This window comes from Synechococcus sp. MIT S9220 (assembly GCF_014304815.1).
Taxonomy (GTDB): domain Bacteria; phylum Cyanobacteriota; class Cyanobacteriia; order PCC-6307; family Cyanobiaceae; genus Synechococcus_C.
Genome location: NZ_CP047958.1, coordinates 299,131 through 315,384, shown reverse-complemented (window position 1 = coordinate 315,384; position 16,254 = coordinate 299,131). Strand labels below are relative to the sequence as shown.

Below are 16,254 nucleotides of genomic sequence, written 5' to 3'. Positions count from 1 at the left end.
TTAAGCGGATTTGCCAGCTTCCCGATCTCCCATCACGATCACGGGACTGCTGGCTATGGCGGCAGTTCTTTGTGCACCAGCTCGTTCGGAAGGTATTGAAGACCTGATCGAGTTTGGAGTCATCCATCCCACGCCACTCGAATCGCCTTCCGATGACGATGTCAATCTTGAAGCGTTGACAACCGAGCAAGAGGAAGAGGAAGAGGAAGAGGAAGAGGAAATTGCTGAATCTGGTTCAGTCATTGACCCTCCATCCGAATTACGCCTAAGGGGCGACCGCCAGACCTTTGACGCCAGACGTCAGTTATTCGTAGCTGAAGGCAACGTCAGTGCTGAGATCAATGGAGGAGTACTGCAGGCAGATCGCCTTGAGTTCGACACGAGTTTCAACACTCTGTTCGCCCGCGGCAATGTTCGTTATCGGAAAGGTGTTCAGTATTTCCAGGCCAGCAGCCTGCGGTTCAGCTTGGTCCAAGGCACCGGATCGATGGAGGACGTTTACGGCGTTCTTGATCTCGAAACCGCTGCTATTGATTTCAACCCACTACAAAGCAACCAAACAGGCCTGGCTCCTAATGCAGCGCCATCAGGCCAGGTCCCTACAGAGGTTCCTGGCCAAGACAGGTTGCTGCCAGTAGTCGAAAGCACTGGGCTGGGATTCGCGACTGCCATTGACATCGAACTGGACGCGTTCACGGCTAATCGCATCAGTCCCCAGGGTGAGAATGCGAACTTCTGGGAGAGAGAGCAGCCACTGTCAGTTGAAGACTGGCTGGTATCGGACACCACCCCAACGGAGAGCAAGACAGATGAAGGAATAGCTTGCCCGCCGGCAATCCCTGCCATTCCCGACTGGCATCCGCACCCCTGGGCCGTCACCGCCTGGGGAGGCCAGATGATTGATTCCAACTTCGGAGACACGTTCTTATTCAATGGCCGGATGCGTCCCGAGTACCTGCTTGGCGTCAGCATGCAAAAGCGCATCTGGCGGGCTGGACCGCTACAACTGGAGCTCGAAGCTGATCTGTTCGCCCACCAGGCCCAAGAACAACAGGGTGGCCCCTTTAATCAGACCGTTCCTAACGCGAACACCCCTCCTCAGACCTTCGGCGAAGGCATCCTCGGTATTGGTGCCCGACTCTGGGTCCAGCCATGGCTCAACTTTGGCTTCGTCGAAGGAATCAGTTACAACTCGTCGGTCAGTAATTACGAGCGCACCTACCGCGAAAATTACGCAAACCTGCTCAATTACCTCGCTTTTGAACTTGAAGCGACCGTGTCTCCCGAGCTCTCCATGGTGGGACGCATTCATCACCGCTCCGGAGCCTTTGGCACCTACAGCGGCGTGAAAGAAGGCAGCAATGCCTACCTGATTGGTTTGCGATATCGCTGGGGTGAGGAAAAACCCAAACCTGCGGGTGCCGAAGTTCCTCCTCCGCTTGGATGCCCTGACCCAGCTCGTAGTACACGACAATCACCACAAAGCCTCAGCGAGCAACTCGAAGACATCGCGTTGGGAAATCCAGTCAATAGTTCCAAACCTGCCACTTCAAATCCGGAATTCAAATCCACTTCTCAAGAATCACGAGAATCTAGCCTCACACCTAAGCAACAGCAGCAGCTTCGCGAGGCGGCAATTGCTCGCATTGATCAACGCATAAGCAGCATTCAATTTCGACAATCTTTTAAAATTGAACGCCGACAGGGGGTGCCCAAAGCAGTTCAAAATTCACAGGTAGAAGCTGATAATGAATTCGGAGGGATTAAAGCTGTATCTAACTTTGGGAAAGTCAAACTAATCGAGGGTCAGATTAGCCGTTGGCGCGTACAGGCGTCTCAGGTTTTCATCACACCAGATGGATGGACAGCCAAGAGAATGGGCTTTACTAACGATCCATACACTCCAGCTCAGACAAGGATTGACGCTGAAAATGTAATAGCCACTGAACTGAACAATGGCGACATCCTAATTAAAAGCGAGCGCAACCGTTTAATCATTGAGGAACAGCTACCCATTCCCGTTTCCAGGACTCAAAGAATAGAGAAGGAAGAAGAAGTTGTGAACCGCTGGGTGCTGGGAACCGACAACGGTGATCGCAGTGGCTTCTTCGTTGGCCGCCTGCTCGAGTCGATGAAGCTGACCGACAACATCAACCTAGATCTAGAACCGCAGTTCCTAGTTCAACGTGCGATCGACGGCAACAACAACAGCTATGTATCGCCAGGAACATCCATTGACAGCTCTAATGCGACGCAAGACAATGCAATTGGGGACCTGTTTGGCCTCGAAGCAAAAATCAGTGGAGAATTGCTGGGCTGGGAAACAAAAGCAGAAGCAGATATCAGCACATTCAATCCCAGTAACTTCATGAACGGCAGCCGTTTCCGAGGGGATATAAGTCGGTATTTCAGCTTGCCCTGGATTGGCTCAGTTAAGAGCCGTCTTTTCGGTGCCTATCGCTTCAGAACATGGAATGGCTCTCTCGGTGAAACTGATGTATATAGCGCGTATGGAGGCTTCTTAGAAAAGAGAGGAGGTTGGAATTGGGGCAAGCTCTCAAACAGTTACATCTGGCGATTCGGCCTTGGCAACTATCAAGCAGAGAGCTTCACAAGCACCAACTTGATCGACACCCTGCGTGCCAATTTCTACGGGTCGATGAACAGCAGTTATCCACTATGGATTGGGAAACCGGCAGCGCTCACTCCTGATGCGGCCTACCGCTACTCACCTGTAGCCATCGTTCCAGGCCTCAAAGTGAATACAAACATCAACACAACCCTTGCTGCTTTCGGGGACGGATCGAATCAGCGCACCGTCAGCTTAAGCGGAGGCCCAACACTAACACTCGGCACCTTCAGCAAACCTTTTCTTGACTACACCCAAATTTCCATCTCCGGAGGCGGCACTCTCAGACAAGGGGCAAGTCCCTTCTCTTTCGATCAGGCAATCGACCTAGGCACTCTTGGGATAGGCATTACACAGCAACTCGCGGGGCCGCTTGTGTTCAACGCAGGCGTAAGCCTCAACGTTGATCCCAACTCAGAATTTTATGGTGACGTCATCAACTCAAACATCGAATTCCGCTGGCAAAGGAGAAGCTATGACGTTGGTTTTTACTACAATCCTTATGAAGGCATCGGTGGTTTCCGCTTCCGCCTCAATGACTTCAACTTCACAGGAACAGGGCGACCGTTCATCCCCTACACACCACGCAATCTGCCCAACGAGCTGGAAAGGCGACCGTTCTAAACAGAACCCGCTTTAGTTCGGACCACCCCCATAAATCAGATGGCTACCGGTGAGGTCTGCACCTGCAAACCGCATGCCATCGGTGCGCACATCTGGCGCATACGCATTAATCACCACAGCTCCACGCAGATCAGCACGACGCAGGTCGGTTCTTGAGAGATCAGCATTACTGAGTTGCGCGCCTTGCAGGTCAGCGCCATCGAGACGCGCACCACTTAGGTCTGCCCCTTCAAGGTTGGCTTCACGCAAATCGGCGTTTCGGAGGTCGGCATCACGAAGGTCAGCACCGATCAGATGGGCTCCCTGCAAACGAGCCGATCGCAAATCACAGCCGGAACAGGCACCGCTGGTCAGCAATCGCTCCCTGGCAGATCCATGAGGCTGCACGAGCAATGACTGAACAGGTTCAGCCTTCGTCACAGCAACGGGAATCAGTGTGCTGACCAGAAGGGCAGCGGTGAGCTGAATCGGTCGCAATTGGTTCATGGCAGCAGTACCACTGTCTCAGTCTTAGACAATCTGGTCCCTGTCTGCCGTGGACCCTTGATCACAAGGTCTCAGCGAGCTTAAAAACCATGCAGATAGGGGAGTGCCGCCATCGTGCGGGTCAGCTCCGCGTCTCTTGACACCAGCTGCCCCGTGGCATCCCACTGACCAGTGCGAAGCATGTCCAGAGAGCCTGAAGCCAAAGAAATGCTCTGCGACGTTGATCCATCACTGAACGTGAGGGCCTGAAGATCGAGCGTCCATTCAGCAGTGGGGTCCGCTGCTACCGCATCCTGAAGAGCGCAGATTTGATCAGGAGTGGCCGTGGCACAGGGAATGCCCAAAGCGAGGCAATTGCCTTGAAAAATTTCGGCATAACTCACACCCAGAACAGCACGAATCCCCCAGCGCATCAGTGCCTGCGGCGCATGTTCACGACTTGAACCACAGCCAAAATTGTCGTTAACAACCAGAATCGAAGCCCCTTGATGCTCTGCCTGGTCAAACGGGTGTTCACCGGCCAGTTCCTTGCGGTCATCGGCAAAAGCCTGTTCCCCAAGAGCTTCAAAGCTCACACACTTAAGAAAGCGGGCTGGAATGATCCGGTCGGTATCGATGTCATCACCCCGAAGCACAAGACCTCGGCCCGACACATGGCCGATTGGGCCTTGAGGGAAGGCGATGGTCTCAGTCATCACAGATCAATCAGCGTGGGAGAAAGGTCAGCGGTGGAATGGAACTGAATGCGATGCGCGCTCAGCTCAGCTGGCGCACATCGCTCACTCGACCAGCGATGGCAGCAGCGGCCACCATCGCGGGACTCATCAACAGAGTCCGGCCACTGGCGGAGCCCTGACGACCCTTGAAGTTGCGGTTGCTTGAACTCGCACTGATCTGGCTGCCCTCAAGACGGTCAGGGTTCATGGCCAGACACATGGAACATCCAGGCTCACGCCACTCAAAGCCTGCCTCGCGAAACACCTGATCGAGGCCTTCCTTGATCGCGGCACGAGCCACCTGTTCTGAGCCAGGCACAACAAAGGCCTTGATTCCTTCAGCGACGTGCCGACCGCGAGCTACAGCAGCTGCGGCCTGAAGATCACTGAGGCGACCGTTGGTGCAACTGCCAATGAAACAGACATCAACAGGCACTCCTTCAATCGGCTGTCCGGGAGCCAAATCCATGTAGCGATAAGCCTCTTCAGCAATCGGGCGGTCGGCCGGATCAAGCTGCTCAGAGACCGGAACGCGTTCATCAACACCAATGCCCTGTCCTGGTGTGATCCCCCAGGTCACCGTGGGCGCGATGGCAGCCGCATCGAAGCGAATTTCATCATCGAACGTCGCATCATCGTTTGACGCGAGTGAACTCCACCAGGCAACAGCACGGTCCCAAATGTCTGCTGCTGGAGCCTCGGCGCGACCGTTGAGGTAATCAAAAGTGATCTGATCAGGATTGACATAACCGCAGCGTGCACCTCCCTCAATCGCCATATTGCAGAGGGTCATCCGCTCCTCCATGGAGAGAGCCTCAATCGCAGGCCCTGCGAATTCATAGGCGTAACCGACGCCAGCCTTCACCCCCAGAGTGCGAATCACATGGAGGATCAGATCCTTGGCGAAGACGCCATCAGTGAGTCGGTTCTCGACCCAGATCCGACGGACCTTCAACTTGCTCATGGCCAAGCTCTGACTGGCGAGCACATCACGCACCTGGCTCGTTCCAATACCGAAGGCAATCGCCCCGAATGCTCCATGCGTGGAGGTATGGGAATCGCCGCAAGCAACGGTCATTCCTGGCTGGGTGAGGCCCAGTTCAGGTGCAATCACATGCACAATTCCCTGCCGACCACTCCCCAGTCCGTTGAGTGTGATGCCGTGACGCGCGCAATTGCGCTCGAGGGTGCTGAGCATCTCCTCGGCCAGAGGATCAGAAAACGGTCGCTCCTGACTGATGGTGGGAACGATGTGATCGACGGTGGCAACTGTGCGTTCTGGGCAGCGCACGGGAAGACCCTTGTCATCTAAGGCCGCGAAGGCCTGAGGACTCGTGACCTCATGAATCAGATGAAGGCCAATGAACAACTGCGTGGCACCTCCGGGAAGATCCGCGACGCAATGCAGATCCCAGACCTTGTCGTAGAGGGTTCCGCTGCTCATCTGATGTCAGCCGTCAACAGCTAACACTAATCGCCGACATCCATTACGTAGCCTCCATCAGACGCAACCGCAATCGATTGAGAGCCTCTCCAACGCTCACGGTCTGGACCCAGTCTCGTCCTCGCGTTTCACCGAGACGGATGGGCTGACTGAAACAACCATCGGGACCGGCAACGGCGATGTAGACCAAGCCAACAGGCTTCTCCGCCGAACCACCTCCAGGGCCGGCAATGCCCGTCACCGCCATCGACCAGTCGCTTCCCGTGACGCGTCGTGAACCCTCAGCCATGGCTTGAGCCACAGGATCACTGACCGCCCCGAACTGCTCAAGCAGCTCAGCTGATACGCCAAGAAGACGTTGTTTCAGGGCATTCGAGTAAGCGATCACACCACCCAGAAGAACGTCTGAGGATCCTGGGATCGCCGTGAGTTCGGCCCCCAAACCACCGCCGGTACAGGATTCCGCAACCGAGAGGGTTTGTTGCTGTTTGCGCAGCTGTTCAAGAACCACCGACGCCAGCGACTGATCATCACAACCAAAACAAAGCGAGCCGGTGCGCTGACGCAGTTCAGCTTCGGTGGCATCCAGCAGCCGAAGCGACTCTGCTTCGGAAGTGGCGTGAGCTGTGACGCGCAGTTTGACCTCACCACGACCCGCATAGGGCGCCACCGTGGGGTTGCTCTGATCCAGCAGATCATGAAGCTGTTCGGCCAGGGTGGATTCACCAATGCCCCAGAAACGCAGTAATCGACTGTTGAACACACCTTTTGACAGCCCCGAGCGTTGAAACCAGGGCACTGCCGTGGCCTGCCACATGCTCCGCATCTCACTGGGGACCCCAGGGAAGGTGAGCACTGTGAATCCCTCAATCGGGGACCAGATCATTCCTGGAGCCGTTCCAGTGATATTGGACAGCACATCCGCACCGCGCGGCAGAAGAGCCTGCCGGCGCGTCTCGGCTCCAGGAGTACGCCCGCGACTGCGCGCTTTGGTTGTGATGTCGTCCCAGACCTCGGGACGTTCGTCCAACGGCGTGGAAAACGCTGCTGCAATGGCTTCCGTCGTCAAATCGTCGGGCGTTGGGCCCAATCCACCCGTGGTGATCAACACCCGCGAACGACGCGAGATGGCCTGCACTTCAGCGATCAAGCGATCACGGTTGTCACCCACCACCGTCTGACGGAAGTGCGGCAATCCAAGAGCTGCCAGTTGCTCAGCCAGCCAGCGTGCATTGCCGTTGACGATGTTGCCGAGCAGCAGCTCAGTACCAATGCAAAGAATCTCCACCCCGGAAGGCGGGGACGCATCAGCCACGGGAATCCGAGCAGCACGACTGGGCGCATTCTTCATGAGGCTCTTGATCTGTCGCCTCGAGAAAAAGGTCGCTCTGGCGATGTCGCTGCATCACCATCACGGTTCCCACAAGAATTGCCGTGGCCAATCCCAGCCAGAGAAACCGCATTTCCACATTGGCCACCACCATGGCGATGGAGGCCAACCATTGCGTGAACACATAAATCAGCAGAACAGTGCGGCGGTGACTGAAACCCGCGCGCAGTAATCGGTGGTGAAGATGGCGACGATCGGGATAAAAGGGTGAACGACCTGAGCGCAGGCGGCCCATGATCACCGCAGACATATCCGCCAAAGGGAGGGAGAGAATCAGCAGAGGCAGGAGCAAGCTGACCGTGGTCACTCCTTTGGCGGGACCGACGATGCTGATTGCCGCGAGGCTGAATCCCAGGAAATAGGAGCCACCATCACCCATGAAAATCCGGGCCGGATTGAAATTGTGTCGCAGGAATCCGAAACAGCACCCAGCCAGTGCTGCAGCCAGGAAAGCCGCGGCCACCTGATGCAGAGAAAAGCTGACGGACACCAGGCCGACCGCAGCAATGCCGGCGACACCGGCCGCGAGTCCATCGAGGCCATCCAACCAGTTGATCGCATTGGTGATGCCAACCAGCCAGATCACCGTGGCTAAAAGGCTGATCACATCCGGAAGGATGACGGCTTCGGCACTGCTGGAGAGCCAGGGAAGATCAATTGCACCGATCTGAACACCCTGCGACCAGACCACCACAGCCACAGCCACTTGACCGGCCAATCTCGGCCAGGGAGACAGAGAAAAGAGGTCATCCGCCAGGCCGATTACGAAAAAGCACAGTGATCCAGCCAAGGTTGTCCAGATGAGCTGGTCGCGAGCCGGAGTCAACATCCCGAACCCCCCGAACCACCAGGTGAGACCAAGCGCCAAACAGAACCCCAGCACCATGGCAATGCCGCCGAGACGCACCATCGGAACACTGTGCTGTTTCCGAGCGTCGGGAGTATCAGTGAAGCCGTGCCTGAGTCCGAGCCGCCTCACCAATGGCGCGATTGCTGTTGTGATCAACGTCGACGTGACGAAGATCCCGACAGCAACGGCGAGAGGAGTACTCGCGAGAGTCAAACAAAACTCCGGAGGTGGCGACCAGGATGAGGCCGAAACATCAGGATCCTAGGCAGACCTCTATGCAGGATTCAGCTCCGTAGTCCAGTCAGGCAAGCGCCGGCTCCGCGGCGGAGGCGTAAAGGGGAAAACGGCTGCAAAGGCTGGCAACCGTCTGGAGACAACGAGCCTGAATGGCATCGTCCTCAGGATTGAGCAGTCGATCAGCGATCACATCCGCCACTTCACGGAAGGCAGCGACATCAAAGCCACGTGTGGTGAGAGCTGCGGTACCCAGGCGCAGGCCGCTGGTCACAAAGGGGGATTCAGGGTCAAAGGGAACGGTGTTCTTGTTGGCGGTGATGTGGACATCACTCACTAGCAAATCCGCGACCTTTCCGGTCATGCCGATTCCCCTTAGATCAAGAAGAACCACATGGTTCTCGGTGCCACCGCTCACCACATCAATGCCGCGCTCGATCAAGCGCTCCGCCAAGGCGGCAGCATTGGCGACCACCTGCTGGCTGTACGACTTAAACGAGGGCAGCAACGCCTCTCCAAAGGCGACTGCCTTCGCAGCGATCACATGCTCTAAAGGGCCGCCCTGAGTACCGGGGAACACGGCTTTATCGAATTTCTTGGCGAACTCAGCATCACGGCAAAGGATTAAGCCGCCACGGGGGCCGCGCAATGTTTTGTGCGTGGTGGTCGTCACAACATCGCAATGAGGAACAGGGCTGGGATGAACACCCGCTGCTACAAGACCGGCGATATGGGCCATGTCTGCCAGCAGATAGGCGCCCACCTCATCGGCGATCGCGCGGAAGGCGGCGAAATCGATGATGCGGGGATAAGCGGAATACCCACACACAATCAGTTTCGGCTTCTTCTCAAGAGCCAACGCTCGGATCGCCTCCATATCAAGGCGCTGGGTTTGCTTGTCCACGCCGTACTGAACGACGTTGAACCACTTACCGCTGACGTTGACCGGTGAACCATGGGTGAGATGGCCTCCATGGGAGAGGTCGAGACCCATGATCGTGTCGCCGGGCTGGAGCAGTGCCAGAAACACAGCAAAGTTCGCCTGAGCACCACTGTGAGGCTGAACGTTGGCCCAGGCTGCACCGAACAACTGCTTGGCACGCTCGATCGCAAGCTCTTCGACCGCATCAACATGCTCACAACCGCCGTAATAGCGCTTGCTCGGCAACCCTTCGGCGTACTTGTTGGTGAGCACGGAGCCCTGAGCTTCCATCACCGCCCTTGACGCGAAGTTCTCGGAGGCAATCAGCTCGAGATGAGTCTCCTGACGCTTCTGCTCCTGATCAATCAGACCGGCAATGGTCGGGTCGGATGATGCCAGGGATGCATTGATCGGGGCCGTAGCGAAATCCGCCATGCGTCGCAATATTGCTTTGCCCAAATCGTAAGCAACAAGCCCTGCAGTGACGTGACATGACAGGACGTGAGCAAAAAAAAAACTGCCCTGGGGCAGTTTCACAAACGCGCCTGGAGAGATTCGAACTCCCGACCCTCTGATCCGTAGTCAGATGCTCTAATCCGCTGAGCTACAAGCGCTTGCGTCACACCATCTGACCCCACGAAGGTGCCGTTCGTCAACTGCGGCACATCCGCGCGCCAGAATCGTTGCACTGCAACGACACTTCCCAATGCCCATCCGCTGGTACGGCACCGGTGACAACACAGATCCCTTGTACAGGCACTACAGCCGGATTGTGAATTTCACGCTGCATGCGGGGGCTTTCGTCGCACTCAGCAGCGGTCTGTGGTTTGTGCAGTCGATGCGACATCCCTGGAATCATCTGGATCTCTTCACTGAAATCTGGTTTGTCGCCCTGTTGATCCACCTAGCTGTAGTGGTCAAGCAACGTCCTCCTGCGGATGCGGACAGCCGTGAATCCTGACGGCACGATGGTTCAAAACACCTTCTCGCCATGACCCTGGATGCAGCTGACCTAAAAGACCTCTCTGCAACCCTGAGTGAACGGCTCTATCTACAGATTGCTGGCTGGCATCTCTACCTCGGAGATGCTGGCTTAGCGGAGACTCTGGCGATTGAATGCAGTGCCCTGCTGGACCAGGGTCCAGCCGTCTGCGCTCGACGCGCACTTGAGGCCGTGCAAGTTCCCATCGGTGCTGGAAGCAGCCGACTGCCGTTGGCCCGCTTGTTGCCGTCCTCGCAACTTTCCGAGCTGGAGCAGATTCTCGAGGACCACTGCCGATAAGGTTGCTGACCTTCAGGGAGTGAGCGTGCTCATCATCGAGGTCACCAATGCCCGCGACGTGGTGCGTCAGCGCATCGGTCGCCTGGGTGAGCGCCTAATCGGCAAAGTGGTCGATCCGGAAGCACAAGTGGAAAAGGCTCTGATTCAGGAGATCGACACTGCTTTCCGGGAGTTCGGAATCGAGGCAAGGATTTTGTCCGTGCAAGGCCCTCAGTTGGTGGGACGCCAGCACATCGAGCTCCCCATCCAGGTTCGGGAAGAACGAGAGGTGCGTCTCAACGACGCCTGAAACGGCTGGCAATCCCACGGCTGATCTCGCTTACCTCAGGGACAGACAAGGCCTGAGCGCATAGCACAAACAGCAGCAATCCCAACGCACCGGAAAGTCCCACCTGGAACAGTCGGCCAACGAAGTTCTCGGGCCAGGCAACGCCAAGGCTGAGCGCCCAGGCCGCCAGTCCTGCGGCCACTGCCGCAAAGGTGAGCTTGAGTGCGTCGAGCCCCCACTCACGCAGCGGCAATCCACCCAGTCGCTTCTGCAGCGCCAAGAGCAATGCAAGACAGGTGAGCAGATTGATCAGAACAGTGGCCAGAACCAACCCAGGAGCCCCGAGATTGATCGGGAACTGAGGCCCCCAAGGGGAAGGGCCACCCACAAGCGCCCAGTCAAAAAGCACATTGAGGCCGATCCCCGCCATGGAGAGGCGGAAAGGGGTTGTTCCATCGCCAAGTGCATAAAAAACACGAACCAGCACATCCCGGCCGAGATAAGCGGGCATGCCGATCCCATAAGCCATCAGCAGACCGGTCACCAGCTGCACGGCCTGCTGATCAAACGCGCCACGTTCATAGACAAGGGCGACGATGGGTGTCGACAGAGCCAGAAACAAGGCCCCAAGCGGCAGCATCGAAGCGGTCGACAGCATCAGTCCCTGCCGGATCCTGGCGATCAGCGGCAGCCGATCATCGGCAGCTGTGAGTCTGGAGAACGTGGGCAGCAATGGCACCAGCAGAGCATTGGAGATCAGGCCCAATGGGGTCTGGACCAACAGATTCGAGTAGCTCAGGCCTGCTGCCGCACCAAGGATGCCTGAAGCAAAAAACATGTCGGTGAACACATTGATCTGCAGCATTCCCGAAGACAACGTGGCGGGTCCCATCACCCGCCAGACCTCGCGCACGCCGGGATGACTCCAGTCCCAGGACAGGCGCAGGCGCGCCATCCCCTGACGGGCTAGGGCCGGCAGCTGCAGCAACCACTGCAGCAAAGCCCCGACCAGTGTGGAGAGTGCCAGGACCACGCCACCCCAGAGGGCATTCACAGGCAGGGCGATCTCGGCCCCGAGCTGCCACCACAGCACGCCCACACCAAGAACGAGAGCCACGCTCGACATCAGCGGTGAGATGGCGGGGATCCAGAACTCATCGGCAGCATTCAGCGACCCGAAGCCAAGTCCGATCAGACCTGCTAGAAGTGCCATGGGAGCCATCACCTGCAACTGCGCCACGGCGATCTGATGCAGATCCGAGGGCAATCCAGGACCCACAAGCGTGATCAGTGGATCGGCAGCGAGCACCAACACCGCAGTGACCACGAGCAGCAAGGCACTCACGGTGGTGTTGAGGGTGGCCAGGATATGGGCCCCTTCCTCACGCGGCCGGCGGCTGAGCACACTGACCATGGCGCTGTGAAACGGGCCGTTGATCCCTCCCAGCAGAATCAACAGAAAACCGGGAAGGATGTAGGCGTAGTTGTAGGCGTCATAGGCCGCACCCACTCCGAACGCCGCAGCGATCACCAGCTGACGGATCAGCCCTCCAGCTTTGCTGAGCAAGGTGCCATAGGTGACCACCAGAGCGATGCGCTTAAGAGATCTCCCCATCGATGCCTGCTGAACCATGCCGTCAATGGAAGAGATCTTCGGACCATCGCCAGGCACCATGGCGCCAGTCAGCCCGCCTCCATGACCGGCACCCCTCTGCTTGAGTTCACTCGTCTAACGGAGGGAGTGCTGATCAAGCGCTACAAGCGCTTTCTGGCCGATGTGGAACTCAAGGACGGCTCAGTGGTGACGGCGCACTGTGCCAACACCGGACCGATGACCGGCGTGCTCCACCCTGGAGGTCGGGTGAGGATGCGATACGCCCCTTCCCCCAAGCGCAAACTGGCCTGGACCTGGGAACAGGCGGAAGTACCAAGCGCTGATGGGAGCTCCTGTTGGGTCGGAATCAATACGGCTCTCCCCAATCGGCTGATCAGAGCCGCCATTGAGGCCGGTTGCCTGCGCAACGCCCTGGGGCCAATCGCGGGGATCCGCGCTGAAGTGCCCTACGGAGAGAACCGCCGCAGTCGTATCGATCTGCTGCTCACTCCCGAAGAGGAGTCCCATGATCCAAGACCGATCTACCTGGAGGTGAAAAACACCACCTGGTGTGATGGTGCGCTGGCTCTGTTCCCCGACACAGTCACCGAACGGGGACAGAAACACCTGCAGGAGCTGATGGCTGTGCTTCCTGATGCACGTGGGGTGTTGGTGCCCTGCCTGAGCCGCCCCGATGTGTCGTGTTTTGCCCCAGGGGACAGCGCTGATCCGCGCTACGGCGAGCTGTTCCGTGAAGCATCCAAGGCAGGCGTTGAAGTCTTGCCCTGTGCCTTCAGCTTCGAAATCGATCGAATCCTGTGGGAGGGCCAGCGCCCTGTCCAGTCCAGCCAATCAGCGATTCGGTAGCAACGGCGACTCGGGAAGTGTTCGCTTTTCTGCAATTTGTGCAGGTCTGATGGTTCCTATCAGAACTATCTGAACTGCAGTTTCGCTTTTTTTCCATGACAACTGCTCTGCATCCGCCATCGCGGCGGCGCAAAGCGCGCCTCCAAGAGGCAAGCCTGATCGAAGGTCCAATGCTTCTCCTTCAGAGCATTCGAGGATTCAAGTCCAGTCGCTCAATGCTTTGGCTGGCCTGCGTGCCCTTGGCATTGTGTGGGCTAGGTATCTTCGGTCTTTCGGCCCGTGCAGCAAATTTACCTGCACTCAGCGCTCAGTTTTTAGCCAACAATCTGTGGCTTTTGATCGCGGCCATCCTCGTGATCTTCATGAACGCTGGCTTCGCCATGGTCGAAGCCGGAATGTGTCGCCAGAAAAATGCAGTCAATATTCTCGCTAAAAATCTCGTGGTCTTCACTCTTGCGGTGACGGCTTACTGGTTTATTGGCTACAAAATTATGTACAACGCCGACTGGGTTATCCCAGGGGTATTCAAATTCGGCGGGTTGTTCTTTGATCCAACCGTGACCGCGGAAATGGTCACGGATAGCAAGCTTGTTCCAAGCATTGATTTCCTCTTCCAAGCAGCCTTTGCAGGCACTGCAGCCACTATCGTTTCCGGCTTAGTCGCAGAACGAATCAAGTTTGGTGAGTTCATTATTTTCTCACTCATTTTGGTCGGAATTCTTTATCCGATTGCCGGTTCTTGGCAGTGGAACTTCCCTGACGAAGTTACCGGTCTTGGTGGGGGTTGGCTTGCGCGTCTTGGTTTTATTGATTTCGCTGGATCAACAATCGTTCACTCCTTCGGTGCTTGGTCTGGACTGGTTGGAGCTGCACTTCTTGGACCAAGAATTGGCAAGTTTTTAGGGGATCGCCCACAGGCTATTCCTGGCCACAACCTTGCCATCGCAACTTTGGGGTGCTTGATCCTTTGGATCGGCTGGTATGGATTTAACCCTGGCTCGGTGCTGGCTATGAACGAAACAGTTCCCTTCGTAGCCGTAACCACTACTCTCGGGGCCGCCGGCGGCGGCATTGGTGCAATGGTGGTGAGTCAATTCACCAGCGGCAAGCCTGATCTCACGATGATCATCAACGGAATTTTGGCTGGCTTGGTTGGTGTCACGGCAGGTTGCGACGGATTTTCAATGCCAGCAGCTTGGGTCGTTGGCTTCGTTGCTGGTGTGCTCGTGGTTTTCTCAGTGGGCTGGCTTGACTCTCTAAAAATTGATGATCCAGTCGGTGCCTTTTCCGTACACGGAACTTGCGGAATCTGGGCGACCCTCGCAGTCGGCCTTTTCAATAACGACAAGGGTTTGTTGACTGGTCATGGCCCCAGCCAACTGGGCATCCAGTTCGTCGGCGTCATCGCCTATGGAGTCTGGGCTGTTGTAACTACGTTCCTTGTCTGGAAAATCATCGGCGCTCTCTTTGGCGGTATCCGAGTCACTGAAGATGAGGAGAAAACAGGACTCGACATCGGTGAACATGGCATGGAGGCGTATCCCGATTTCGCCTCTGCTGGCAACTGAAGTCCTCCTGGAAGACGCTGAACCCCGGTCCACAAGGACCGGGGATTTTTCTTGGTTTGATCTGTACGGGCATCAGCAAAAGACAGCTCCCACCCACAGCCCATAGAGTCACTGCCATGGATACCCACGCCTTCAAGCGCTCTCTTCATAATTCCGACCGCTATAACCGTCGCGGCTTCGGGCGCGCTGAAGAGGTGGCTGGAAGCCTGGAACAGGCCTACCAGAGCAGCCTGATCGGATCCATCCGAGAAAATGGCTATCAACTCAGCCATGGACGTTTAAACGTTCGATTGGCTGAGGCCTTTGGTTTCTGCTGGGGAGTGGAGCGCGCCGTCGCCATGGCGTACGAGACCCGCAAGCACTATCCGAGTGAACGGCTGTGGATCACCAATGAAATCATCCACAACCCTTCGGTGAATGATCATCTGCGCAAGATGAATGTCCATTTCATCCCTGTCGACCAGGGAGTGAAGGACTTCTCAGGTGTGGAATATGGCGATGTGGTGATCCTTCCTGCTTTCGGGGCCACCGTTCAGGAAATGCAATTGCTCAATGATCGTGGCTGCCACATCGTTGACACCACATGTCCCTGGGTGTCCAAGGTTTGGAACACCGTTGAAAAGCACAAGAAGCATGTGTTCACCTCGATTATTCACGGGAAGGTGAAACACGAAGAGACTCTCGCCACCAGCTCCTTTGCCGGGACATATCTCGTGCTTCTGGATCTGGAGGAAGCTGAGTATGTCGCTGATTACATCCTCGGAAACGGTGATCGAGACAGCTTCATGGCCCGTTTTGCCAATGCCTGTTCTCCCGGCTTCGACCCGGACCGAGACCTAGAGCGTGTCGGAGTCGCCAATCAGACCACCATGTTGAAAAGCGAAACAGAGGAAATCGGCAGGCTGTTCGAACGCACGATGCTGACCAAGTTCGGTCCTATCCAACTGAACGAACACTTTCTGGCCTTCAACACCATCTGCGACGCAACCCAAGAGAGACAAGACGCGATGTTCTCCCTCGTCGACGAACCCCTTGATCTCATGGTCGTGATCGGCGGGTACAACTCCTCCAACACCACCCACCTTCAGGAAATTGCCATTAGTCGTGGCATCCGTTCGTTCCACATCGACACACCGGAGCGAATCAGCGAGGACAACAGCATCGAGCACAAACCACTCGGCGAAGACTTAACCCGTGACACGGACTTTTTACCGAGTGGGCCAATCACAGTTGGCATCACGTCTGGAGCTTCAACCCCAGATCGAGTGGTAGAGCACGTGATCCAACGCATGATCGCCATCAGCGACGCAGATTGATCGCCGCGAAGCTTTACATTGATTCATCACAGCAATACCCCTGATCGGGGCTCGTCCGTCCTGC

General features: G+C 56.6%; 14 protein-coding genes and 1 tRNA gene. 7 read left to right on the top strand and 8 right to left on the bottom strand.

The features are described 5' to 3' along the window. Positions 1-55 precede the first annotated feature (55 nt). Positions 56-3,253, top strand: a complete 3,198-nt coding sequence (locus SynMITS9220_RS01470) for a DUF3769 domain-containing protein (protein ID WP_186990272.1) — start codon at positions 56-58, stop codon at positions 3,251-3,253. A gap of 12 nt (positions 3,254-3,265) precedes the next feature. On the opposite strand, the gene SynMITS9220_RS01465 is transcribed toward SynMITS9220_RS01470, so the two are convergent. From SynMITS9220_RS01465 to SynMITS9220_RS01435, 7 genes are all read right to left on the bottom strand, one after another. Beyond that, positions 3,266-3,739: a pentapeptide repeat-containing protein gene (locus SynMITS9220_RS01465; protein WP_186990270.1), complete on the bottom strand. Its 474-nt coding sequence runs from the start codon at positions 3,737-3,739 to the stop codon at positions 3,266-3,268. Between the two features lie 80 nt (positions 3,740-3,819). Next, positions 3,820-4,434, bottom strand: a complete 615-nt coding sequence (locus SynMITS9220_RS01460) for a 3-isopropylmalate dehydratase small subunit 2 (RefSeq protein ID WP_186990268.1) — start codon at positions 4,432-4,434, stop codon at positions 3,820-3,822. A gap of 61 nt (positions 4,435-4,495) precedes the next feature. Further along, on the bottom strand, positions 4,496-5,899 hold the full coding sequence (gene leuC / locus SynMITS9220_RS01455; protein WP_186990266.1) for a 3-isopropylmalate dehydratase large subunit: 1,404 nt from the start codon (positions 5,897-5,899) through the stop codon (positions 4,496-4,498). A 43-nt stretch (positions 5,900-5,942) separates the two neighbouring features. After that, complete coding sequence (locus SynMITS9220_RS01450; protein ID WP_255483177.1) at positions 5,943-7,214, bottom strand: competence/damage-inducible protein A; 1,272 nt, start codon at positions 7,212-7,214, stop codon at positions 5,943-5,945. Beyond that, positions 7,207-8,352, bottom strand: coding sequence for an MraY family glycosyltransferase (locus SynMITS9220_RS01445; protein ID WP_186990262.1), 1,146 nt, complete (start codon positions 8,350-8,352; stop codon positions 7,207-7,209). Before SynMITS9220_RS01445 ends, SynMITS9220_RS01450 begins: the two co-directional genes overlap by 8 nt. An 88-nt stretch (positions 8,353-8,440) precedes the next feature. Then, positions 8,441-9,730, bottom strand: coding sequence for a serine hydroxymethyltransferase (gene glyA, locus SynMITS9220_RS01440; protein ID WP_255483176.1), 1,290 nt, complete (start codon positions 9,728-9,730; stop codon positions 8,441-8,443). Between the two features lie 105 nt (positions 9,731-9,835). Continuing rightward, positions 9,836-9,909, bottom strand: a tRNA-Arg gene (locus SynMITS9220_RS01435). 92 nt (positions 9,910-10,001) lie between these two features. Here SynMITS9220_RS01435 and SynMITS9220_RS01430 point away from each other — a divergent pair. Genes SynMITS9220_RS01430 through SynMITS9220_RS01420 form a run of 3 tightly spaced genes read left to right on the top strand, consistent with a single transcriptional unit; the run spans position 10,002 to position 10,866 of the window. Then, positions 10,002-10,256 carry a hypothetical protein gene (locus SynMITS9220_RS01430; protein WP_115126921.1) on the top strand — a complete coding sequence of 85 codons (255 nt, stop codon included), beginning with the start codon at positions 10,002-10,004 and terminating at the stop codon, positions 10,254-10,256. 30 nt (positions 10,257-10,286) lie between these two features. Next, the gene (locus SynMITS9220_RS01425) at positions 10,287-10,577 is read left to right on the top strand and encodes a DUF3181 family protein (protein ID WP_186990260.1); all 291 of its coding nucleotides are present in this window, start codon (positions 10,287-10,289) and stop codon (positions 10,575-10,577) included. A gap of 25 nt (positions 10,578-10,602) precedes the next feature. After that, complete coding sequence (locus SynMITS9220_RS01420; protein ID WP_115127034.1) at positions 10,603-10,866, top strand: cytochrome-c oxidase; 264 nt, start codon at positions 10,603-10,605, stop codon at positions 10,864-10,866. On the opposite strand, the gene murJ is transcribed toward SynMITS9220_RS01420, so the two are convergent. Beyond that, the gene (gene murJ / locus SynMITS9220_RS01415; protein WP_186991719.1) at positions 10,853-12,460 is read right to left on the bottom strand and encodes a murein biosynthesis integral membrane protein MurJ; all 1,608 of its coding nucleotides are present in this window, start codon (positions 12,458-12,460) and stop codon (positions 10,853-10,855) included. The two genes, SynMITS9220_RS01420 and murJ, sit on opposite strands and share 14 nt — an antisense overlap. Before the next feature lie 81 nt (positions 12,461-12,541). Between murJ and sfsA the strand changes: the two genes are divergently transcribed. From sfsA to SynMITS9220_RS01400, 3 genes are all read left to right on the top strand, one after another. Continuing rightward, positions 12,542-13,306 (top strand): DNA/RNA nuclease SfsA, encoded by a 765-nt coding sequence (gene sfsA, locus SynMITS9220_RS01410; protein WP_186990258.1) that lies wholly within the window; start codon positions 12,542-12,544, stop codon positions 13,304-13,306. Positions 13,307-13,401: 95 nt separating this feature from the next. Continuing rightward, a complete protein-coding gene (locus SynMITS9220_RS01405; RefSeq protein ID WP_186990256.1) occupies positions 13,402-14,874 on the top strand; it encodes an ammonium transporter in 1,473 nt (490 codons plus the stop codon). A gap of 116 nt (positions 14,875-14,990) precedes the next feature. Further along, the gene (locus SynMITS9220_RS01400; protein WP_186990254.1) at positions 14,991-16,190 is read left to right on the top strand and encodes a 4-hydroxy-3-methylbut-2-enyl diphosphate reductase; all 1,200 of its coding nucleotides are present in this window, start codon (positions 14,991-14,993) and stop codon (positions 16,188-16,190) included. Positions 16,191-16,254: the final 64 nt, after the last annotated feature.